The sequence below is a fragment of the Clostridium culturomicium genome (assembly GCF_000821305.1).
In the GTDB taxonomy this organism is placed as follows: domain Bacteria; phylum Bacillota; class Clostridia; order Clostridiales; family Clostridiaceae; genus Clostridium_J; species Clostridium_J culturomicium.
Genome location: NZ_CCXK01000017.1, coordinates 812,074 through 835,047 on the forward strand (window position 1 = coordinate 812,074; position 22,974 = coordinate 835,047).

Here is a 22,974-nt window from a genome sequence, read left to right on the forward strand (position 1 = left end):
TAATTTTCATCAGAGCAAAAATAAAAACAGATAAAACTGCAATATCAGTCTTATCTGTTTTTATATGCATTTATTTTTCATTAGGATTAGAATTTAGGGCTCTTTTACTTACACCTTCACGGTTAACTCCATATTTATCAAAGCCATCCTTGTTGTAACGATCTTTGTCATATCCAAAGTCGTCGTAAGGTGTACCATTTATATGAAGACCATCCTTGTTAAAATCAAATTGATTATATCCACTTTCATCGAAGCCATCAATGTCAAATCCCTTTTCATTAAAGGATGTACCATTCTTATGAATACCTTGAAAGTTAAAGTCATATTCATTGAATTCTGTACCATTTCTATGAACTCCGTATTTATTAAAGCCATATTTATTATAACCTTCTGCATCAAAGCTTTGATCATCATATCTTGTCCCATTTATATGCCAGCCATCATTATTAAAGCCTTTGCGATTAAAGCCGTTAAAATCAATTTCCTGAATATTATAGCCAAAGAAATCAAAGCCTTCATCATCATATTCTGTGCCATTTTTATGTATTCTATCATGATCAAAGCCTCTTCTATTATAGCCTGTAACATCGAAACCATTTTCATTAAATCCATCCATTCTATACCCACGTCTGTTCAAACCACTTCGATCAAAGCCATTTATATCAAAGCCCTGCTTATTATAAATAGAGCCACTTTTATGGAATCCTTCCTTATTATATCCAGCAGCATCATATCCTTTTGCATCATAGCCTTCTCGGTTGAAGCCTTCTTTATTCAAGCCATTTTTATCGTAACCTTCCTGGTCATATTTAGTTCCATTCTTATGTATTCCTTTTTGGTTAAACCCATTTTTATCATAGCCTTTAAATATATTTAAAATACTCACTATGCTTCCTCCTCATAGAATTGTATACTTCATTCTATCACCTTTTCATGTGAATGTTTAGAAATATTTGATAAATATAAGTCATATTCATATTGTTCTTTACTGCAACTGATTATCTCTTATGATTTTTTTAAGAAATCATGGTAAATATTGAAATAAACTCAGTTATAGGATATAATGATTTGAAGCAAAGTACTACTAACTAAGTCAAAGATTTGGTTAGTAGTACTTAATCCTTACATATTATATAAAAATATACATAAATGGGAGGATATCTATGGATTTAATTATTAAAGCAGAGAAAATAAGTGCAGAATTAATAGAACTTAGAAGAAGATTTCATGAAAATCCTGAATTAGATTTTGATTTACATATAACATCTGAAATTATAAAGGAATTTTTAACAAAAGAGAAAATTAACTTCTTCAGCTGTGCTAAAACAGGCATAGTTGCGACAATATATGGGGAAGCTGAAGAAAAAGGGGATAGAACTGTAGCAATCCGTTGTGATATGGATGCACTGCCAATGGAAGAAAAAAATGATGCGTCTTACGCGTCTAAAATTCCTGGAAGAATGCATGCCTGTGGTCATGATGCACATATGACCATGGCTCTTGGTGCTGCAAAGGTCTTAAACCAAATCAGAAGTGAACTTAAAGGAAATGTTAAGTTTATCTTTGAACCAGCAGAGGAAACCACTGGTGGTGCTCCTGTAATGATAAAAGAAGGTGCTCTTGAGAATCCAAAGGTTAATGGAATTATCGGCTGCCATGTTGATGAAAGCATTAAAGTTGGCTCTATTGGAATTAAAAGAGGTGTTGCATACGCTGCTTCAAATCCCTTTACCATAAAAATTTTTGGCAAGGGAACCCATGGTGCAAGCCCTCACAAGGGGATTGATCCAATAACCATGACAGCTCAGGTTATAAATGCACTACAACTTTTAGTTAGCAGAGAAACAAGTCCGGTTTCGCCTGCGGTAATCACCATTGGAAAAATAAATGGTGGAACTGCTGCTAATGTTATCCCTGACAGTGTAACCCTTGAAGGAATAATTAGAACCATGACCCTTGAAGATAGAGAAAGAATTAAAACTCGCTTAAAGGAAACTGTTGAGCTTCAAGCAAAAAGTCTTGGAGGTCATTGTGAAATTGAGATATTCGAAAGTTATCCTTGTTTATATAACAACGATGATATGTACGATATTTTATACACTTCAGCTGCAGAGCTTCTAGGAAACGATAATGTTAAAATTTTAAGTGAACCAACCATGGGTGTTGAGAGTTTTGCATACTTTTCACTTGAAGTGCCGGCAATATTTTATCAATTAGGCTGTGGTAATAAGGAAAAAGGATTTACTTATCCAATTCACAGCTGCTACTTTGATATTGATGAAGCCTGCTTAAAGACAGGAGTTGCTGTTCATTGTAAGGCTGCAATTGATTTTTTAAACAAATAAACATTTTGGAGGAAAATATGAATATAAAAATAGGAACAAATGAAGCAGGGCAAAGATGTGATAAATTTTTAAGAAAGCTACTTAAGGATGTACCTTTAAGCGCTATTTATAAAGCTTTTAGAAAAGGTGACATCAGAGTTAATGGAAAGAAAATAAAAGAACAGTATGTCCTTGAAGAAGGCGATGAAATATTAATAAAATATCTTAAAACTTCTGGAGAGAAGAAAGAGTTCGTTAGAATAGATAATAACTTTAAGGTAACTTATGAAGATGAAAACATATTAATGGTTGAGAAGTGGCCAAATCTTTTAGTTCATAGTGATACTAAAGGCGGAGCTCCAACTCTTACTGATTACGTACTATCTTACTTATATGATAAAGGAGATTTTGAACCAGAGAAGGAAATTACTTTTACTCCTGCTCCATGTAACCGACTTGACAGAAACACTTCTGGAGTTGTCATCTTCGGTAAGAACTTTAAATACCTTAAAGCTTTAAACGAAGCTATAAGAGAAAGAGACATTGAAAAATACTATATGTCTTTAGTTCAAGGAAGAATTAAAGATGGTATTTACACTGGCTATATTCTTAAAAATGAAGATGCTAATATATCTAAAGTATATGAACATGAAGTTCCAAACAGTAAAGAGATTGCCATGGAAGTTAAAACAATTCAAAGTTGTGGTACTTTCTCATTCATAGAAATTAACCTTCTTACAGGAAGAAGCCATCAATTAAGAGCTCATCTTGCTTCTCTTGGAAATCCAATCGTTGGTGATTCAAAGTATGGTGATAAAAAATTAAACAGCTTCTTCGTTAATAGATACGGTTTAGATTTCCAATTCCTATACGCTTATAAGGTTATCTTCAAATCTGACTCTGATGAACTTAAATATATGAAGAACAAAACTATAGCTGAATCATTACCACCAATATTAAAGAAAATCAAAAATGATGTATTTAAGTTTTAGCGGAGGTTTTTATGAAAGACAGAACTGAGTTGACTCAGCAGTCTGTAGCTAAAGGTTTTATGGTGCTTACCATATCAATGATGTCTGTTAAGGTGCTGTCAGTACTATACACACCTTTTCTTAGGCATATATTAGGTGCTGCAGGATGGGGAGTTTATTCATCCACTTATACAATTTTTACATATATATATACCATAGCAAATGCTGGTATACCCGTTGCTATTGCTAAGCTTGTTGCAGAGCTTGAAGCAAAGGGAAATTATAAGGATGCACTTAAAACCTTTAAGGTTTCAAGAACCCTTCTTATAGTTATTGGAGCAGTTTTATCACTATTTATGTTTATATTTGCAACACCTTTAAATAAGGCCTTTAATAGTACGGAGTCTATTTTAGCTACAAGATGGCTGGCTCCAGGAATATTATTTACATCTATTATGTGTGCCTATAAAGGTTATTTTCAAGGAATTGGAGATATGACTCCTACAGCAGTATCACAGGTAGGTGAACAGATATTAAATATTATCTTCAGCTTGCTTTTTGCTGCAATGCTTATAGGGAAGGGTCCTAGTTATGGAGCTGCTGGTGGAACTGTTGGAACTATTGTTGGTGCCGTTGGGGCATCTCTTTATTTCATATGGATTTACAGTAAAAACAGCGAAAAAGTACGTCACAGAAAAAATGTTGAAGGTGTAAAAAGACATAGCAACGAAGAGATTCTTAAATTAATTCTAAGATACGCCTTTCCAATAACAATAGCTTCTGCTCTTCAAAATGCAGGACCTATTGTTGACCTTAAAATTGTGAAGGGAAGACTTTTATCACAAGGTTTATCAGAAGTTTTAGTTGAAACCCAATGGGGCTTTATTGCGTTATATAACACACTTATCTCTATTCCAATGGCAATCATGGGAGCTTTAGCAATTGCTCTTGTTCCAGCTATTTCAAGATTAAGTGCTTTAAAGGATAAAAAGGCCCTTAAAGTGAACATTAAATCCTCTTATAGAGTTGCATTTATGATTTCAGTACCATGTGCAGTTGGCTTTGCAGTTCTTTCTGTGCCTATTTTAAAAATTTTAGGCTATGATATGGAGGTTTCACCTTTATTAATCTGGGGGTCATGGGTATTAGTATTCTATGCAATTTCCTTGATTCAAACTTCAATTTTGCAAGGCTTAGGAAAAGTTACCTTAGTAACTGTATTTTCAGTTCTTGGAATTCTTGTTAAGGCCATTGTTAACTATGTATTAGTAGGAATACCATCTATAGGAATTATTGGTGCTGTCTGGGGTAATGGAGCTTGTTACTTAGTAATGATGTTTTTATTCCAATGGCAGATTAATAAATCTATAGGAGTGAGGACTAATTTACTTACATGTGCTATAAAACCTGTTATTGCAGGTTTAGTTATGGGAATAGGTACTTCTTTAGTATTTAAACTTATTAATGGCGGATTAGGTTTTGTTTTAAGCGGATACATATTAAATTTAATAGCTGCAGGAATAACTATAATTATTGCTGGAGTAATATATGTTATTGTTCTAATTTCAATTGGAGGAGTTAGAAAATCTGATTTAAATTCTTTGCCAGGAAAGCTTACAAAGCTTATACCACCAAAGGTTTATTCAAAATTAAGATAATGATAAAAACCGTATTTGATTCATTCAAATACGGTTTGTTTTTTATTTGGCTGAACTTTTTCTGATTAATGAACTTGAAATAAAGAATAAAGAAAAAGCAATGCAAATAACAGATATTGATTTCGATGCAATATAGGAATCTGGAATAATACTATTAACTACATTTGCTATAATGAATACTAAAATACTTAAAAGTGCAATTATTAAAAACTCTCCCATAGGAAGGTTTAATTCAATTACCTGGCTGATAAAATATAGATTTATTAAAAGACCAATTATAGAAGTTAATATCAAGGATATTCCATAACCATAAATATTAATAGAAGGAATAGCGATTAAGAAATAAATCAAAACTATTTCTATTATAGCTGTGGATAAGGAGCTAACAACAATAATTTTCTGCTTTCCTAGGCCATTTAATATACTATAGGTACAGTAATGGCTATACATAAATGGAGAAGCTATGGAAGCAATTTTTATAAATTCAGCCAAATCATTTCTATTAAAGAACAGTTCACCTAGTATTCTTGGACAGGTATAACAAATTATTATTGTTGAAATTCCAAGCATAAAACAAATCTTAATTACTTCATTTACTCTATTATTAATATTAACATAATCCTTTTGACTTATTTTTCTTGATAAATCAGGGATAATTACCGTTGACAGTGAGTTAACAATAACTAGTGGAAAATATACAATGGCTAAAGCCATTCCGTTAAATTTACCGATAATTTCTAAAGCTCCAATATAATCAAAACCTGCTACAACTAATCTGCGAGGTACTAAAAGAGTAGATACACTCTGTAGTGCAGTGGTTAAAAATCCATTTATAGCTAAAGGTGCAGCTATAATTAAAATGTTAAATAAAAGCTGAATTCTATTTTCTGAACACGTACTGTTGGTATAAGGAATTTTTCTTCGGCTTTTTTTATAGAACCCATAAAGAAATATAAAGCTTATCATTTCACCAATTGTGAAAGAGAAATAGGTTGCTGCTACTGTGTTTTCAATAGTTTTTAATGCGAAGAAGTAGATGATTCCAACTAATAGAAGCATTCTAACTGCTTTTTCAACAATATCAATAACAGATGGAACTAATACTTCATTCACTCCATAAAAATAGCCTTTAAATACTGTTGAAACCGCAATAAAAATAATTGAAGGACATACAATCCATAGGGAAATTACAGCTCTTGAATCCTTGATAATATATTTGCACATGACTGGTGTAATTAAAAACATTAAAGCTGCTATGAACATTGCCCACATTAAAATAAATATAAAGGATATATTCACTGTTTTATGTAAGTCTTGAAAGCGGTTAGTACCGTAATATGCAGAGGTTTCTCTTGATACTGCTGCTATTATTCCACCACAGACTATGCAGCAAAATAAATCATATATTGGCATAATGAGCCCATAGAGACCTACTCCTTCAGGTCCAAGCTGCCTGGAAAGCAGAATAGAGAACATAAACCTCAGCACTCCCATCGCAAGATTTGAAAGAGTTAGCACGAAGGTATCTCTATAAAAAGTATCTTTTTCCATTTCCATTTTATCTCCCCCAATATGTTTAATTAATATTCAAATAGTAGGTATTTTAATTTAGAAACCCAAGTGTAACGTTGAACTTCTAAGCTGTAGTTCTATAAACTATGAAAATTCTATAGTAATTTCATCCCACTTTATGCATTCTAAAATCTTATTTCTACATTGCATTAATATGAAAAGCTAGTCCATAATATTCTTTAACCTCACATTTTTATCAATTATTTAAGTAAAAGTAATTTAATTAAAGTTGCTAAATATATATAATGTAAAGTAATAAATTAATGGGGGAAATTATGAAGAAAGTTATTGGTTGGATTATAATTATAATATTGTCTGTATGCTCATTTATGATAGTAAAAGAAAAAACTGAAATTTATAATATAGGCAATGAAAATGATAATGCAGAGTTTAAAATTAAATATAAGGGGTTAAAGGGAGCTGTAGATTTTACTTCTATTAATGATAAGATTTATATCGCATTTCCGCATATGATAAAATGCATTGAAAATGGTAAAGAACCTTATACAGTATTAAATGATGAAAACTTAAATATTGAATGTGCTGAGCCAGTTGGTGAAAGTCTCTACTTTATCAGCAGTAGCAAATTAATGAGCTATGACATTAACAACAAAAATGTTAAAGAACATATTGCAAATCTTCCTAACACAGGGGATTACAAAAATATCTTACTTAAATCCTATGATGATAAGTTATTCATCACCATAGGAGCAATGACTAATTCTGGTGTGGTCGGAGATGATAATACCTGGATTTCGGAAAATAAGGACAACCATGATTTAACTCCAGAAACTATAAAAGTAAATGAAAACTCTAAAGGTGCCTTTGTTAAAAAGGGTGAAGCAAATACAAGCAATCAAACTATAAAAGCTTCAGAAATTGGAAATTCTTCAGTCGTAATTTTTAATACAAGCACAGGGGATTTTGAAACCTATGCATGGGGTATAAGAAATATCAATGGTATTGACATAACTGATGATGGTAAAATCTATGCTACTGTTGGAGGGTATGAACCAAGAGGTGATAGACCTGTATACAATGATAGTGATTATATATATGAAATAAAAAAAGATCATTGGTATGGGTTTCCTGACTATTCAGGTGGAGATTCCTTAGAATCACCAAGATTTAATCTTGAAGGTAAGGATAAGGTGAAAATGATTCTTAGTGAAATACCAATGAATCCTCCAGCTCCATATTATCAATATACTAATGTGAATAGTTTAGGTTGGATTGCCATAGATGAAACAGGTAAAATAGCAAAGAATAATAAAGGTAGTATTTTCTTTTACAATAAAGAAAATAATAGTATATATTATAGTCTAATGGGTGGTGTGTTTGAAAAGTTTATTGGTCTTAATTCAGATTGTGTAGCCACCAGTATGAAGATTATCAATAATGAATTGTATATCTTAGATAGTGGAAATGGATTTTTATTTACAATTGAAGGAAAACAATAGAAGGTGTATACTATTTATATGAATGATATAAATGAAACTCTTTCTCATATGCATTTATGCGTTCAAAAGAATAAATTTAGTAACAAAATACAAGATTTGATAAAAGATTAAGGAGACTTAACCTTTCTATTGGACTGGTGTGATAAGCAGGTGATAAGCATGAAAGGAAAATTAGAAAAAACATACAATAAAACTATGAGAGGTGCAATTAGAGTTGTAAATCCCATTAAGAAGCGTGTAAAAAAAACTGAGTGTATTGTACATCAATTTATAAATATTGAAGCGATTAAATTATTGGACCATTCCCATATGTCTGAAGAATTTACCTTTTATAAGAATTATATTTATGATTTAAACAGAGGTGTAAAATGGGCTGATGCAGACTTGAAAAGTACTAATCATTTTTATCATCATGAACTGGGGAGAGGGCTCTATGGTTTTTCAAATGCTAAAGAAGAGTGTCTTAAGTATTACAATGAAGCTTTAAAACTATATAAAGAAAATGAAATTAATAAAGCAATGTTTTTTCTTGGAGCAGCCTGCCATTTAGTTCAAGACTCAACAGTGCCTGCTCATGCTATGAAAAACTTAAAAAAACACAAACCATTGGAGAAGTATATAGTAAATAAGGTTTCATCAGGCTATTCAATCAACGTAGAAGGCGATATAATAAAATATCCAGATATTCATGATTATATAATTAATAATACTAAAGAAGCTGTTAAAGTGAATAAAGAATTTGAAGATATAGAGATGAAAAAAGATCGCTTTGAAAATATTTCAAATATAATAGTTGAAAAAGCAATCAGAACCACTGCTGGAGTGTTATCTGACTTTTTTAAAGAAGTAAATTCTCAAATATAGTAGATAATTTTAACATTTTTATTTATAATAGAGAACTACTATTACTAGTAGTTCTTTGTTGTTTGTGTAAAATAAAGGAAATTCAATCTTTTTAAAGAATATAAGATGTATAAAGCTATAACTTATATTTTTTATACTATTTTAAAGAGGTGTACTATGGAGAATGTTTTTTTAAATTTAGAAAAGGAAATTTTTAGAGGAAATGTTTTAGATATAACGTGTGACGGAAGAGGAATAATATATAATGCCAATAAACATTATGACAGTTTTATTGAAATTGATTATTTAGAGAATGATTTAATAGAACGTGATACAAACAGTGGCTATGACAGCTGTGTTATGTTCTTTTCTCTTCAAAATTATTCTACCGTCCTACGTAGAAAACAGTTATTTAAAGATCTTCATAAGATGCTGAACAAAAACGGATATTTATATATTTGGGATGTAAACAAAGAAAAGTTAAAACCATGGAATGGAAATATAAAAGTATCTTTACCTGATAAATCTATTGTAAATCTTGAAATTAAGAATTTAAATTTACTTGAGGATAGTACTTCATATAAAGTAATTGACAGCATAAAAGAATATTTTGAAGTAATAGAAAAAATTGAATCTAACAATTGTTTTAAAATTGTTGCCAAACGAAAGGATGATTAAATTAATGAAAGTAGTTTTAGTTGCCGTAAATTCAAAGTATATACACAGCAACTTAGCGGTAAAATATCTAAAAGCATATACATCAGATATGGACTATGAATGCACTAACATGGAATTCTCAATTAATGACAGAGAAGAAAGAGTTGTTGAAGAAATTATTGGTGAAAAACCTGATATGGTTGGATTTTCATGCTATATCTGGAATATTGAATTCATTAAAAAGGTTGCTACCCTTGTAAAACTTATTAATCCGTCTATAGAAGTCTTTTATGGGGGGCCAGAAACCTCCTTTAACCCTGAAGAGTTTCTAACTAATAATGTAGGGGAATATGTTCTTGAAGGTGAAGGTGAAGAAACCTATAGAGAATTCATAGAAGAAAAACTTAAAGGAAATAATAATGATGAAAAAGAAAATTATGCAGAAATAAAAGGATTATTTACAAAGATTCAGGGAAAGATACAGTATGGTGGAAAGCGTCCATTAATGGATATGAACAAAATAGTCTTTCCTTATGATGAAGCTGACGATTTGAGCAATAAAATAGTATATTACGAAGCTTCAAGAGGATGTCCTTTTAACTGTAAGTACTGTCTATCTTCTACTACCCATGGTGTTAGATTCTTAGATATAAATAGAGTTTTAAAAGAATTACAATTCTTTATTGATAAAAAAGTAAAATTGGTTAAGTTTGTAGACAGAACCTTCAACTGCAATAAAAAGTTTGCTAACACTATTTGGCAGTATCTTGTTAATAATGGTGGGGAATCCTGCTTCCACTTTGAGGTATCCGCTGATTTATTTAGTAAGGATTCTTTAGAAATATTAAAGCAGGCCCCTAAGGGAATGTTTCAATTTGAGGTAGGGGTTCAGACTACCAATAATGTTATTCTTAATAACATCAACAGAAACATTAAATTCGCAACAATAAAGGAAAAGGTACTAGAATTAAACGAATTAGATAACATTAAGCAGCATTTAGATTTAATAGCAGGTCTTCCAGGAGAAGATTTTGACTCCTTTAGAAAGTCATTTAATGAGGTTTATGAAATAAGTCCTGAAGAGCTTCAATTAGGTTTCTTAAAGCTTCTTAAAGGATCACAAATGAGAGAAGAAAGTGAAAAGTGGGGAATGGTTTACTCACCATATCCACCTTACGAAATTTTAAGAACAAAGGATATCAGCTACGATGAACTTCAAGTATTAAAAAAGATTGAACACATGGTAGATAAATACTTAAATAGTGGTAAGTTCTATAAAATCCTTGAATTTTTTAAAAGAAGTGACCGTTTTGAAGACAGCTTTGAATTCTATTTAGAGTTATCAAAGTTCTACGATGCTAAAGGATACTTTAAAAGAAATATATCTAATGTTGATTACTACAGTATATTTGTAGAATTTAATAGATTCATCAATGCAGGTGATGAAGAGCTGCTTCTCGATATCATTAGATATGAATATTTCTGCTTCAACAATACTAAATGGGTTCCTGACTTTTTAAGACTAGACCTGGAAAAGGAAGAAGAAAGAAACTTAAAAGAAAAGGTTATGGAGGAATATAACTTAAGAAATATTAATAAGATTAGTATATTCAAGTTTAAGTATGATATTAAAGAGTTTATTGAAAATGCCGAAATACATAAAAGGGATAATTATATTGTATTTTTCATTGATGGAAGAAAAGAGAAATTATTCATTCGCGAATCGAAATAATCCATTAAAGTCAAGTGAATAAATTGTTAGCAATAGAAGAATTATATGTTAAATTCAAATAATTAAGTATAATCTCTTGAATGTATCAATGTTTTTGATATAATATACTACAAGATAACATTTAAAAAGATGTTTTTCTCTATATAAAGAGTTATTAAATACCACTTATGCTATTGAATAAAAAATACTTCCTTAGCATAGAAAAAGGAAGTATTTTTTATTTTGATGAAAGGTTAAATTATATTTTTAGTCTTTCCTTCAATAAAAAGTATTTAATTATGAATTGAAATGCTTTCATAAAACATAAGTGGATTTATATATAAATTAGTACTTAAAGGTGGTGAGATTTTGGCACTAGAAGCAATTAGTAAAATTCAAGAAGCAGAGGCTTCTGCTAAGAATATAATTGATAAGGCAGTTATTGAAAGTAAGGAAATAATTAGAAATGCTGAAATAAAAGCAAAGAATGAATACGACCGCATTATTGAAGAAGCTTCTAAAAAATCAAAAGAGCTAAAGGACAATGCTTTAGCAGAAGGAATTGAAAATTCCAAGCCTGCACATCAAAAGGGTGATGCAGATGTAAATGCAATACTCAATACATCTGAGGAAAAGATTGATTCAGCTGTAAACTTAGTAATTGGAAGGATAGTGAAATTCAATGGCAATAGTTAAAATGAATAAGTTTACGCTCTTGGCCTTTGAAGAGAACAAAAAAGTATTACTTGAAAAGTTCCAATCTTTTGAAAATGTACAGTTTGTTGATGCTTTTAATGAAGAAGAGAGCGAACAGTTGAGTAAATTAATTAAAGATAATTCTAGTAACGAAGCTCAAAAAATTGAAGAGGATTTATCTAAAGTAAAATTTATAATTGAAACTCTGACTCCCTTTGCTAAAAAAGATAATATGATTAAGGGATTAAAAGAAGGCAGAAAGAGTTATACCTTCAAAGAATTATCTGAAATTAAGAAGAATTCAGATTGGCAGGAGCTGTATCAGGAGTTAAAGAAAAAAGATAGTGAAATTAACTCCAACAAAAATCATATATCTAAATTTAAAAGTAGTATTGAAGAGCTTACTCCTTGGACAAAATTAGATGTGCCAGTATCAAGCTTTAAAAAATTAAGTTCTACAAAAGCTTTCTTAGGAATGGTACCACAAGGATTAGTGGAATCATTAAGCTTAGAACTCAATGAAAAATATGATAACTGCTATTTTGAGAATTTAGGTACAAAAGGCAAGGATATTTATATTATTGTTATAACACCAAATGAACATATTTCTGAAATAGAAAAAACTCTTAAATCCTTTAATTACAGCAAGGTAGAAATCCACTGTGAAGGAATCCCATTGGATGTAATAAGAGAGTATGAAGAAAAAATAAAAACTATATCTGAAAATAATAAAAAAATCGAACTGGAAATGAAACAGTTTGTTGATAAGCTAGAAGATATTAAAGCTGTATATGAGGTTTATAGCAGTGAACTTCTAAGAATAAACTCAACAGATAGATTCTTAAGAAGCGAAAACATAGTAGCTATGGAAGGATATTATCCTACAGAAACTCAAAATGAGTTTGAAAGAATACTCAAAGAAGCCTTAGGAGAAAACTACTATCTAGAAACTAAAGCTGCTGATGGAGATGATGTTCCGGTTCAGTTAAAAAACAATTCGGTGGTTGAGGCTTTTGAAAGCATTACAACAATGTATAGCGTGCCTAAATATAAAGAAATAGATCCAACACCGCTATTTGCACCGTTTTATATTTTATTCTTTGGTATGATGCTTTCAGATGCTGGATATGGAGCTATCATGGTTATCGGAACTGCAATTGCACTAAAATTCTTCAATCTTGAAGATGATATGAGAAAATCTATTAAGATGTTTTTATACTTAGGTATCTCAACCGTTTTCTGGGGTGTAATGTATGGAAGTTATTTTGGAGATTTTCTTGAAAAATTCATCCCAAAATTGAAGCCGCTTTGGATGAAACCAGATAAAGATGTTGCTCTTCTAATGATAGTAGCTGTAGCTCTTGGTTTAATTCAAATATTCATCGGACTAGGAATTAAAGCCTACATGCAGATTAGAGATAAGGATTACTTCGGAGCCTTCTCAGATGTATTTTTATGGTACGTAACACTTATTGGATTAATGTTATGGGGCGGAAGTGCCTTTGGTTTAGCTCTTCCAGCTGTAGTAGTAACTGTAGCGAAATATGCCGCAATCCTTTCAATGGTTGGTATCGTTCTTACTAATGGACGTCATGAAGCTTCTTGGGGGGCTAGACTTGGTCAAGGATTCTATTCTCTATATGGAATTACTTCCTATGTAGGAGACTTAGTTTCATACACTAGACTTGCAGCCTTGGGACTTGCAACAGGATTTATATCTTATGCATTTAATATCATGGTTAACATGGTATCTACCAATATCTTTACAACAATATTATTTGGAGTGCTTATATTCTTAGTCGGACATGTATTTAACTTATTTATTAATGCCCTTGGTGCTTATGTTCATACATGTAGATTACAATATCTAGAATACTTCGGTAAGTTCTATGAAGGTGGAGGTAATGCCTTCGAACCTTTAAAATACAACTCAAAATACTTTAAAGTAGTAAATAAAAGATAAAATTTAGGAGGAAATTATATTATGATGGAATTTTTAACACAATATGGTGGAATAACACTTGGAGCAATGGGAGTAGCACTTGCAGCGGCTCTTCCTGGAATCGGATCTGCTAGAGGAGTTGGTCTAGTTGGTGAAGCAGCAACAGGACTTTTAGCTGAAGAGCCAGAGAAATTTGGTAAAGCCCTAATTCTTGAATTACTTCCAGGTACACAAGGTTTATACGGATTCGTTATAGCATTATTAGTATCTTTACAACTTTCTACAGCTACAACTTTAGCTGAAGGCGCATATTTATTCGCAGCTTGTCTTCCAATAGCATTTGCAGGTTGGAAATCAGCTATAGCTCAAGCTAAGACTGCTGCAGCTGCAGTTCAAATCCTAGCAAAAAGACCAGAGCACAATACTAAAGGTATCATCTTAACAGTAATGGTTGAGACTTATGCACTTTTAGGATTCGTTATGTCTCTTCTACTAGTAATGAAATAAGCTTTAATTAAGGAAGTGATAAATATGTCTAATTTAGATAATCTTACTTCTAAAATTATTAGTGATGCAGAAGTAAAGAAAAAAGAAATATTAAATGATGCCAATGCCAAAGCAGATATCATTATTAAAAATAAAATAGAGGAAGCGAATAAAAAAGCTTCTTCTATTTTACAAAAAGCAGAATTAGAAAGTGTAACTATTAAAGAAAGAGTCACTTCTAAAACTGAACTTGAAATTAGAAATAAAAAGCTTGCTGCTAAGCAGGAAATTATTGAAAAAGTATTTGAAAAAGCAAAAATTAAACTTCAAGCTATGAGTTCAGAAAAACTTGGAGAATTTATCAAAAATTCAATTATGAATTTAAATATTGATGGCGATGAAGAAATAATTCTAAATGTTAATGATAGAGGAAGACTTCCTGTAACATTTTTAGAGGATATAAATGAAGAGCTAAAAGCTAAGGGCAAATTAGGAAATCTTACTTTTGGTCATAGAGACTATGCCATCGATGGTGGCTTTGTATTGAGTAAAAATGGGATAGAAATTAACAACTCATTCACAGAGCTTGTAAATTCCTTAAAATATGACTTAGAATACGAAGTTGGAAATATATTATTTGCAGAATAATAAGGAGGTATTTGAATGGACAGAATGGATTTTACCCATGCTGTAGCTCGTTTAAGAGTAATGGAAAAAAGACTCCTTGATAAGAATAAGGTTGAAAGATTATTAGATTCAAATGGGGCAGAGGAAGTACTTAGAATCCTTCAAGAAACCGTATATGGTGAAGGAATAAATAATATAGAATCTGCTTACGAGTATGAGAAGGTTCTTAAAGAGGAGCTAGTTAACCTTTATGATAGTTTAAATAAAATATCTCCAGTAAAAGATGTGATTGATATTATGAGCATGAGATATGATTATCATAATATCAAGGTTCTAATTAAAGCCAAAGCACTTGGTAAGGATTTATCAAATATACTTATACCTATAGGAACAATTCCTCTTGATACATTAAAAAACAGTATATCAACAGGAGAGTTAAAACCTTTAGGAAAATATGTTGCTGATGCAATAAAAGACATAGAGTTAAAATTTGGGGAAAGTAAAGATCCTCAAGTAATTGATGTTTTATTAGATAAATACATGTTTAATAGTATGCTTTCTAAAGCTAAGGAAATGAATATTGATTACATCACTAGATACGTTCTTGAATCTATAGATATTACCAATATTAAAACTATGCTTAGAGTGAAGAAACAGAATAAGGATGGAAGATTCTTAGAGGCTGTTTTAATTCCAAATGGAACTATTAAAGAAAGCTTATACCTAGAAGGATTAAATGATTCTTTAGAGAACTTTATAGCTAAGATATCAAGAACTGAGTATTCTAAAGTACTTAGCTCAATTCTTGAAGAGTATTCAGCTTCAGGTAATATTTCATCATTAGATGCACTTTATGATAATTATATTATGAATCATGCCAAGGATGCTAAAAGAGTAAATTTTGGTCCAGAACCAATTATCGCATATATTATTGCAAAGGAAACTGAGATAAAAATCATTAGAATAATAATGGTTGGCAAAATTAATAATGTGAGCACAGAGATTATAAGAGAAAGGTTGCGTGATCTCTATGTATAAGATAGGTGTAGTTGGAGATAAAGATTCAATACTAGCATTCAAAGCCTTAGGTATCGATGTTTATCCAGCAGTTGAAGCAGAAGAAGCAAAAAAAATTATAGATAAAATGGCATATAATAATTATGCAGTAATATTCCTGACAGAACAGCTAGCACAACACTTAGATGAAACAATTGAGAGATATAACAAAATGCTTGTGCCTGCAATAATTCTAATTCCAAGTAACCAAGGTACATTAAATATTGGTAAACAGAGAATTAGTGATTACGTAGAAAAAGCTGTAGGGGTAAATATCTTATAGAAAGGTAGGGAACTTAACTTGAAGAATGGTACGATTGTAAAAGTTTCTGGTCCATTAGTTGTTGCTAAGGACATGGAAAATGCAAATATATTTGACGTTGTTAAGGTTGGAGAAAAAGGCCTTATTGGCGAAATCATTGAAATGAGAGGAGATAAGGCTTCTATCCAAGTTTATGAAGAAACTTCTGGTATAGGACCTGGAGACCCAGTAGTAACAACTGGAGAGCCTCTAAGCATAGAGCTTGGACCAGGGCTTATAGAGGCAATGTTTGATGGAATTCAAAGACCTCTTAATGCTATGCAAAAAGCTGCTAATTCACATTTCTTAAAAAGAGGAATAGCAGTAACCTCTCTAGATAGATCTAGAGTATGGGACTTTAAACCTACAGTAAGTGTAGGTGACTTTGTTGAACCAGGTGATGTAATTGGTACAGTTCAAGAAACTGCAGTAGTATTACATAAAATCATGGTTCCATACGGAGTTAAAGGAACCATAAAAGAAATTAAATCAGGTGAATTCACTGTTATTGATACAGTATGTGTTGTTGAAACTGAAAAAGGTTTAAAAGAGTTACCAATGATGCAAAAATGGCCTGCAAGAAAAGGTAGACCATATGCGCAAAAGTTAAAACCAATCGAGCCAATGGTAACAGGTCAAAGAGTTATTGATACTTTCTTCCCAGTTGCTAAGGGGGGAGCGGCTGCAGTTCCAGGTCCATTCGGAGCAGGAAAAACAGTTGTTCAGCACCAAATAGCTAAATGGGGAGATACTGAGATAGTTGTATACGTTGGATGTGGAGAGCGTGGAAACGAGATGACAGACGTTCTTAATGAGTTCCCAGAGCTTAAAGACCCAAAAACTGGCGAGAGCTTAATGAAGAGAACTGTTCTTATCGCAAATACATCTAACATGCCGGTTGCTGCTCGTGAAGCTTGTATTTACACAGGAATCACAATTGCAGAATACTTCAGAGATATGGGATACTCTGTGTCAATCATGGCTGACTCAACTTCAAGATGGGCCGAGGCACTTAGAGAAATGTCTGGTAGACTTGAAGAAATGCCTGGAGACGAAGGATACCCAGCTTATCTTGGATCAAGACTTGCTGATTATTACGAAAGAGCAGGTAAGGTTATATGTTTAGGAAAGGATGGTAGACAAGGTGCAGTTACTGCTATCGGAGCCGTATCACCTCCAGGAGGAGATATGTCTGAACCAGTTACTCAATCTACTCTAAGAATAGTTAAAGTATTCTGGGGACTAGATGCACAGCTTGCATATAAACGTCACTTCCCATCAATCAACTGGTTAAATTCATATTCTTTATATGTTGACTCAATTGGCGAATGGATGGACGAAGATGTTGCATCAGACTGGTCTTCTTTAAGAATAGAAGCAATGGCTATTCTACAAGAAGAATCTGGACTTGATGAAATCGTAAGATTAGTTGGTATTGATGCACTATCTGAAAAAGACAGATTAAAGCTAGAAGTTGCTAAATCACTTAGAGAAGACTACTTACAACAAAATGCATTCCATGAAGTTGATACTTACGCATCTTTAGAAAAGCAATATAAAATGCTTAAGTTAATACTTTTATTTAAAAAGGAAGCTGAAAGAGCTTTAGATTCTGGCGTTTACCTAAATAAGATTTTATCTTTAAAGGTTAGAGATAGAATTGCTAGAAGTAAATATATACCAGAAGAAAACATCAACACTATTGACCAGATAGCTGATGAGTTAGTAGAAGAAATCAATCAGTTAATAAGCGAAGGAGGGGTTCTAGATGCTTAAGGAATATAGAACAGTTACAGAAGTTGTAGGACCTTTGATGGTTGTTGAAGGTGTTGAAGGTGTTAAGTACGACGAATTAGTTGAAATAGAATTACAAACTGGTGAAAAAAGAAGAGGTAAGGTTCTTGAACTTAATGGTTCTAAGGCAATGGTTCAGCTTTTTGAAGGTTCTACTGGAATCAACTTAAAGGGAACTAAGGTTAAATTCCTTGGAAGACCTCTTGAACTAGGTGTATCTGAAGATATGCTTGGAAGAATCTTTGATGGAATGGGACGTCCAAAGGATGGAGGTCCAGCAATCATTGCTGAAAAGAGAGTTGACATAAACGGTGAGCCAATAAACCCTGTTTCAAGAGATTATCCGTCAGAGTTTATTCAAACAGGAATATCTGCCATTGACGGTCTTAATACTCTAGTTAGAGGACAGAAGTTACCTGTATTCTCTGGATCAGGACTTCCACACGCTCAGCTTGCAGCTCAAATAGCTCGTCAAGCAAAGGTTTTAAATTCTGACTCTAAGTTTGCCGTTGTTTTCGCAGCTATCGGTATTACCTTCGAGGAAGCTGAATTCTTCGTTGATGAATTCAAGAAAACAGGAGCAATCGATAAATCAGTTTTATTCATGAACCTAGCTTCTGACCCAGCTATCGAGAGAATAGCTACTCCAAGAATGGCTCTTACTGCTGCTGAATTCCTTGCCTATGAAAAAGGAATGCACGTACTAGTTATTATGACAGATATCACAAACTACGCAGAGGCACTAAGAGAAGTATCTGCTGCTAGAAAAGAGGTTCCAGGAAGAAGAGGATATCCTGGTTACTTATATACAGACTTATCTACATTATACGAAAGAGCTGGAAGATTAAAAGGCAAAGAAGGATCAATCACTCAGATTCCAATCCTTACAATGCCTGAAGATGATAAAACACACCCAATTCCAGACTTAACTGGATATATCACAGAGGGTCAGATAATTCTATCAAGAGAGTTATATCAAAGAGGTATAATGCCTCCAATAGACGTTCTACCTTCATTATCAAGACTTAAAGATAAAGGTATTGGTAGAGGAAAAACCAGAGAAGACCATGCTGATACAATGAACCAATTATTCTCTGCATATGCCCAAGGTAAGCAGGCAAAAGAATTATCAGCAATCCTTGGAGAATCTGCTCTTTCTGATGCAGACAAGAAATTTGCTAAGTTTGCTGAAGCATTTGAAAATCAATATGTTTCTCAAGGCTTTACTACAGACAGAACTATAGAAGAAACTTTAACTCTTGGATGGGACCTTCTAACTATTCTTCCTGTTACAGAGCTTAAGAGAATTAGAGATGAATACCTTGAGAAGTATATGCCTAAGGGAGATGAGGCTTAATCTATGGCAAAGTTAAATGTTAACCCTACTAGGATGGAGTTATCTAAACTTAAAAAGAGATTAGTAACTGCAACTAGAGGCCATAAGCTTTTAAAAGATAAGCAAGATGAGTTAATGAGAAGATTCATTGAGCTTGTAAAATATAATAATAAGCTTCGTGATGAAGTTGAAGGAAAACTGCAGGGTGCTTTTAAGGATTTCTTAATGGCATCAGCAGCCATCTCACCTGAATTCTTAGAGGAAGCAATTTCTTATCCAAAGGAAAGCATTTCTCTAGAGTTATCAGAGAAAAACATTATGAGTGTTAACGTACCTGTAATGAATTTCGTAAGAAAAATGGATGGTGATCCAGGAAGCATATATCCTTATGGTTTCTATAGCACTTCTTCAGAACTTGACGGTTCCATTGAACAATTATACTCAATTCTTCCAAAGCTTCTTGAGCTTGCTGAAGTAGAAAAATCCTGCCAGCTAATGGCTGATGAAATTGAGAAAACAAGAAGAAGAGTTAATGCACTAGAATATATGACTATTCCACAGCTTCAAGAAACAATTAAGTATATTAAAATGAAGCTTGATGAAAATGAAAGAGGAGCCCTTAGCCGTCTGATGAAGGTTAAAGATATGATGGAGAAGGCTCAAGCTGCCGCAGAGCAGGCACAATAAACTCAAAAAAGTAAAAGGCTTTTACTTTTTCAAAGCACCTTAGCTTTCAATGGTTAAGGTGCTTTTACTTTTGAACTAACTATTTACACATATTTTTCGTATTATCTTGTACAAGTAGCTCAATTCTGTTGTATAATGTAGAAGTTACTTAACGAAAGAGAAAACTTGGAGGTTATTTATGAATAAGGAAATAATTAATTTTGATTCTGCTAAAATTAAAAAGAATCTTATATTGAGCGGAGTTATGGTAGTATTCAGCATATATTTACTACTTAAATCCACCATTAATTATAATGGTATATATGTAATAATTGGAGTTGTTGGATCACTAATCTTTTTACCAAAGTTTATCTTTGCAGCTACAGTGAAAATGCAAAATAGGACATTTCTTATAATCAATAAAGAAGGTATAGAAGATAAATCTGAATTGTATAGTATCGGTATTATGAAATGGAATGATATACAGGAGATAAATATAAAAGGCAAGAACTCTAACAAAGCAGTAGAGATTCAGCTTAAGAATATGAATGAAATCATGACTAAAATGCCTTGGTATAAAAGATTTATGCTTAGAGTAAGCAAAATGACAAGAAATTCATCTGTATATATAAACTTTGATTACAGTGAATATACCCTTGAAGAAGCAATTAAAATCTTAGATAAGAATACAAGACAGTACATGAGAAGAAAAGTTCAATATAAATCTATATATTAATAGCACTTAAAATATAATAGTAAATGTGAAAGCTAGGATGAATTTATCTTAGCTTTTTATATTATTTAATTTATTAAATAAATCTTATAAACAAAAAAATTTGCCTTCACAAATATATATATATGGTAAAATAATTATAATAGAAGTTTCTTAAAAATCATTTATGTTTATCATTAGTAACAATAATAATATTGCATTTTAAAAACTTAAGGAATAAAAATCATATAAATATAGGTTAAAGATAAGAGGGGGACAACACTGAGTATTATTGAGGTGAATTCACTTTATAAAACCTATTATTTTTTATCCTAACAACAAGTTATTCTAATACAGTCTATTATTTTAAGCAGCACATTATATTACTAAATGCAAATATGCATATTATTTGTATAAGATCGCAAATATGTAATAGATTTTTGAGTGTTACATTAATTGATTTGTTGCTAGGTTTAATTGATAGTTATGAAGGAACCATATCATTGTTAAGCAGTAAGTTTATATATGAAATTATAAGTACAAAATGAAACTAAACAAATTCAATTTGTAAAGAAGATTAAATAAACAATATTTATAGTTCATAATCAGGAGGCTAATAGGATGATGAAACCTAATAAATCAACAAATAAGAACAAAAAGATAATGGTGATTATATGGTTATTCATTTCATTTATAGTAATAGTTAGTGCGACTTTTATGGTTTATAATAATGAAAGAAATATAGCTTGGAGAAAGGATATTGATTATTTATCAGAAGAGTTGCCTAAGAACCATGTGAATCTCTTTTTCAAGTTATCAGAGAAAGAGTTTAATAAGGAAATTAAAATATTAAAAAGAAATGTATATAAGTTAAATGATGATGAAATTATGATTGAGTTAATGAAAATATTTGCAGCTATAGGTGACGAGCATACTAACATTAATTATTCTGATGGGAATAGGTTTCCTTTGAAATTTTATTGGTTTGAAGATGGAATTTATGTTATAGATACCATACCTGAATATAATGAAATTAAGGAGTGCAGGCTATCTAAAATTAATGGTGTGGATATTAATGAAATAGTAAAAGAGGTAGCTAATTTGATTCCTAATTCTAATAACCAGTGGGTGAAATACAATACACCAAGTCTTTTAGTTGCTCCAAACATATTATATGGCATTGACATTATTGATAGTAAAGATAAGGAAACCTTTACTTTTATAAATAATGAAGATGTTGAATTTTCAATGGATATAAAATCAAGTAAAGCAGATACCATTAGCTGGATAGATAAGGATTCAGAAAGTTTGCCGTTGCACATGCAGAATACTGATAAATTTTATTGGTTTGAATATATGACGGAAAATAACCTTATATATTATAAACATGATGTTTGTAGAGATCAAAAGGAAAATCCATCTATAGACTTTAGCATTGAATTGTTTAACTTAATAAAAGAGAAAAATCCTGATAAGCTTATTTTGGATTTACGTGACAATTCAGGCGGGGATAGTAGATATATAGACAATATCATAGATAAAATCAATTTGACAGCACCTGAGTTAAATGCAGAAAATAAACTATATATCATAACCGGACGTAAAACATTTTCTTCAGCTGTGCTTAATTGCTTATATGCTAGAGCTAATAGTAATGCAATTTTTATAGGTGAAGCAACAGGTGGAAATCCTAATGGTTATGGTGAAGTTTTAATAATGGAATTGCCTAATAGCAAGAAGAAGTTATCCTATTCCATTAAAAAATTTGAAAGCTTTGATAAGGCTATGAATACTTTTGAGCCTGATATTAATGTTGAAATTAACTCCACGGATTACTTTGAAGATAGAGATCCAGTATTTGAGGCAATTATTAGCAATTAAAACTGAAGGATTGGTGATTTACTGAGGAATAAACGCATTAGATATATGGAGGAAAGTATTATGAAGATTAAGAGAAGGGAATTTGATATTATTTTAAATACACTTTGTTTGATAATATGAACTTATTCCATATTTAAAATATGTTAAAGGATAACTAGTTTATTAGATTTATAGGAAGTTTGGTTTTGTAATAGCAGACGAAGAATAACTTTTAGGCTATAAATCATTATAATACTAGCCTAAAGAAATAGCAGCAATCATTTTTACAAATGGTTGCTGCT

At 31.6% G+C, this 22,974-nt stretch carries 20 protein-coding genes; 18 read left to right on the top strand and 2 right to left on the bottom strand.

Features of this window, described 5'->3' with window-relative positions; all coding sequences use genetic code 11:
* Positions 1–70 precede the first annotated feature (70 nt).
* Entirely contained in the window at positions 71–886 is an 816-nt protein-coding gene (locus BN1075_RS22265; RefSeq protein WP_052406600.1) for a hypothetical protein, read from the bottom strand.
* A 277-nt stretch (positions 887–1,163) separates the two neighbouring features.
* On the opposite strand from BN1075_RS22265, the gene BN1075_RS16315 reads away from it, so the two are divergent.
* The 3 genes from BN1075_RS16315 to BN1075_RS16325 are packed head-to-tail and all read left to right on the top strand — an operon-like array spanning position 1,164 to position 4,953.
* Entirely contained in the window at positions 1,164–2,345 is a 1,182-nt protein-coding gene (locus BN1075_RS16315) for a M20 metallopeptidase family protein (protein ID WP_040194305.1), read from the top strand.
* A gap of 17 nt (positions 2,346–2,362) precedes the next feature.
* On the top strand, positions 2,363–3,316 hold the full coding sequence (locus BN1075_RS16320) for an RluA family pseudouridine synthase (RefSeq protein ID WP_040194306.1): 954 nt from the start codon (positions 2,363–2,365) through the stop codon (positions 3,314–3,316).
* A gap of 11 nt (positions 3,317–3,327) precedes the next feature.
* Positions 3,328–4,953, top strand: a complete 1,626-nt coding sequence (locus tag BN1075_RS16325) for a putative polysaccharide biosynthesis protein (RefSeq protein WP_052406601.1) — start codon at positions 3,328–3,330, stop codon at positions 4,951–4,953.
* 42 nt (positions 4,954–4,995) lie between these two features.
* Here BN1075_RS16325 and spoVB read toward each other — a convergent pair whose 3' ends face one another.
* Positions 4,996–6,510 (bottom strand): stage V sporulation protein B, encoded by a 1,515-nt coding sequence (spoVB, locus tag BN1075_RS16330; RefSeq protein WP_235777825.1) that lies wholly within the window; start codon positions 6,508–6,510, stop codon positions 4,996–4,998.
* A 290-nt stretch (positions 6,511–6,800) separates the two neighbouring features.
* On the opposite strand from spoVB, the gene BN1075_RS16335 reads away from it, so the two are divergent.
* The 15 genes from BN1075_RS16335 (at position 6,801) to BN1075_RS16405 (ending at position 22,693) form a co-directional block, all read left to right on the top strand.
* Complete coding sequence (locus BN1075_RS16335) at positions 6,801–7,985, top strand: hypothetical protein (protein WP_040194307.1); 1,185 nt, start codon at positions 6,801–6,803, stop codon at positions 7,983–7,985.
* A 159-nt stretch (positions 7,986–8,144) separates the two neighbouring features.
* On the top strand, positions 8,145–8,849 hold the full coding sequence (locus BN1075_RS16340) for a zinc dependent phospholipase C family protein (protein ID WP_040194308.1): 705 nt from the start codon (positions 8,145–8,147) through the stop codon (positions 8,847–8,849).
* Positions 8,850–9,005: 156 nt separating this feature from the next.
* A complete protein-coding gene (locus tag BN1075_RS16345; protein ID WP_042387405.1) occupies positions 9,006–9,506 on the top strand; it encodes a hypothetical protein in 501 nt (166 codons plus the stop codon).
* A gap of 4 nt (positions 9,507–9,510) precedes the next feature.
* Positions 9,511–11,217, top strand: coding sequence for a B12-binding domain-containing radical SAM protein (locus tag BN1075_RS16350; RefSeq protein ID WP_040194309.1), 1,707 nt, complete (start codon positions 9,511–9,513; stop codon positions 11,215–11,217).
* A 348-nt stretch (positions 11,218–11,565) separates the two neighbouring features.
* The gene (locus BN1075_RS16355; protein ID WP_040194310.1) at positions 11,566–11,892 is read left to right on the top strand and encodes a hypothetical protein; all 327 of its coding nucleotides are present in this window, start codon (positions 11,566–11,568) and stop codon (positions 11,890–11,892) included.
* Entirely contained in the window at positions 11,879–13,855 is a 1,977-nt protein-coding gene (locus BN1075_RS16360; protein ID WP_040194311.1) for a V-type ATP synthase subunit I, read from the top strand. Before BN1075_RS16355 ends, BN1075_RS16360 begins: the two co-directional genes overlap by 14 nt.
* A gap of 21 nt (positions 13,856–13,876) precedes the next feature.
* Positions 13,877–14,341 (top strand): V-type ATP synthase subunit K, encoded by a 465-nt coding sequence (locus BN1075_RS16365; RefSeq protein WP_148315530.1) that lies wholly within the window; start codon positions 13,877–13,879, stop codon positions 14,339–14,341.
* Positions 14,342–14,365: 24 nt separating this feature from the next.
* Positions 14,366–14,968 carry a V-type ATP synthase subunit E gene (locus BN1075_RS16370; protein WP_040194313.1) on the top strand — a complete coding sequence of 201 codons (603 nt, stop codon included), beginning with the start codon at positions 14,366–14,368 and terminating at the stop codon, positions 14,966–14,968.
* 15 nt (positions 14,969–14,983) lie between these two features.
* Entirely contained in the window at positions 14,984–15,985 is a 1,002-nt protein-coding gene (locus BN1075_RS16375; RefSeq protein ID WP_040194315.1) for a V-type ATP synthase subunit C, read from the top strand.
* Positions 15,978–16,286 (top strand): V-type ATP synthase subunit F, encoded by a 309-nt coding sequence (locus BN1075_RS16380; protein ID WP_040194316.1) that lies wholly within the window; start codon positions 15,978–15,980, stop codon positions 16,284–16,286. The genes BN1075_RS16375 and BN1075_RS16380 overlap by 8 nt, the downstream gene beginning before the upstream one ends.
* 18 nt (positions 16,287–16,304) lie before the next feature.
* Positions 16,305–18,080: a V-type ATP synthase subunit A gene (locus BN1075_RS16385; protein ID WP_040194319.1), complete on the top strand. Its 1,776-nt coding sequence runs from the start codon at positions 16,305–16,307 to the stop codon at positions 18,078–18,080.
* Complete coding sequence (locus BN1075_RS16390; RefSeq protein ID WP_040194321.1) at positions 18,073–19,455, top strand: V-type ATP synthase subunit B; 1,383 nt, start codon at positions 18,073–18,075, stop codon at positions 19,453–19,455. The genes BN1075_RS16385 and BN1075_RS16390 overlap by 8 nt, the downstream gene beginning before the upstream one ends.
* Before the next feature lie 3 nt (positions 19,456–19,458).
* Positions 19,459–20,121: a V-type ATP synthase subunit D gene (locus BN1075_RS16395; RefSeq protein ID WP_040194322.1), complete on the top strand. Its 663-nt coding sequence runs from the start codon at positions 19,459–19,461 to the stop codon at positions 20,119–20,121.
* Positions 20,122–20,299: 178 nt separating this feature from the next.
* Positions 20,300–20,836: an STM3941 family protein gene (locus BN1075_RS16400; RefSeq protein WP_040194324.1), complete on the top strand. Its 537-nt coding sequence runs from the start codon at positions 20,300–20,302 to the stop codon at positions 20,834–20,836.
* 597 nt (positions 20,837–21,433) lie between these two features.
* A complete protein-coding gene (locus tag BN1075_RS16405; protein ID WP_081911636.1) occupies positions 21,434–22,693 on the top strand; it encodes a S41 family peptidase in 1,260 nt (419 codons plus the stop codon).
* The last annotated feature ends 281 nt before the right edge of the window (positions 22,694–22,974 follow it).

Excerpts from the sequence above, each read along its gene's own strand:
- BN1075_RS16375 (WP_040194315.1), top strand. The coding sequence starts at position 14,984 with ATGGACAGAATGGATTTTACCCATGCTGTAGCTCGTTTAAGAGTAATG.
- BN1075_RS16360 (WP_040194311.1), top strand. The coding sequence starts at position 11,879 with ATGGCAATAGTTAAAATGAATAAGTTTACGCTCTTGGCCTTTGAAGAG.
- BN1075_RS16340 (WP_040194308.1), top strand. The coding sequence starts at position 8,145 with ATGAAAGGAAAATTAGAAAAAACATACAATAAAACTATGAGAGGTGCA.
- BN1075_RS16345 (WP_042387405.1), top strand. The coding sequence starts at position 9,006 with ATGGAGAATGTTTTTTTAAATTTAGAAAAGGAAATTTTTAGAGGAAAT.
- BN1075_RS16400 (WP_040194324.1), top strand. The coding sequence starts at position 20,300 with ATGAATAAGGAAATAATTAATTTTGATTCTGCTAAAATTAAAAAGAAT.
- BN1075_RS16390 (WP_040194321.1), top strand. The coding sequence starts at position 18,073 with ATGCTTAAGGAATATAGAACAGTTACAGAAGTTGTAGGACCTTTGATG.
- BN1075_RS16350 (WP_040194309.1), top strand. The coding sequence starts at position 9,511 with ATGAAAGTAGTTTTAGTTGCCGTAAATTCAAAGTATATACACAGCAAC.
- BN1075_RS16315 (WP_040194305.1), top strand. The coding sequence starts at position 1,164 with ATGGATTTAATTATTAAAGCAGAGAAAATAAGTGCAGAATTAATAGAA.
- BN1075_RS16380 (WP_040194316.1), top strand. The coding sequence starts at position 15,978 with ATGTATAAGATAGGTGTAGTTGGAGATAAAGATTCAATACTAGCATTC.
- BN1075_RS16325 (WP_052406601.1), top strand. The coding sequence starts at position 3,328 with ATGAAAGACAGAACTGAGTTGACTCAGCAGTCTGTAGCTAAAGGTTTT.
- BN1075_RS16405 (WP_081911636.1), top strand. The coding sequence starts at position 21,434 with ATGATGAAACCTAATAAATCAACAAATAAGAACAAAAAGATAATGGTG.
- BN1075_RS16395 (WP_040194322.1), top strand. The coding sequence starts at position 19,459 with ATGGCAAAGTTAAATGTTAACCCTACTAGGATGGAGTTATCTAAACTT.
- BN1075_RS16320 (WP_040194306.1), top strand. The coding sequence starts at position 2,363 with ATGAATATAAAAATAGGAACAAATGAAGCAGGGCAAAGATGTGATAAA.
- BN1075_RS16365 (WP_148315530.1), top strand. The coding sequence starts at position 13,877 with ATGATGGAATTTTTAACACAATATGGTGGAATAACACTTGGAGCAATG.
- BN1075_RS16370 (WP_040194313.1), top strand. The coding sequence starts at position 14,366 with ATGTCTAATTTAGATAATCTTACTTCTAAAATTATTAGTGATGCAGAA.
- BN1075_RS16335 (WP_040194307.1), top strand. The coding sequence starts at position 6,801 with ATGAAGAAAGTTATTGGTTGGATTATAATTATAATATTGTCTGTATGC.
- spoVB (WP_235777825.1), bottom strand. The coding sequence starts at position 6,510 with ATGGAAATGGAAAAAGATACTTTTTATAGAGATACCTTCGTGCTAACT.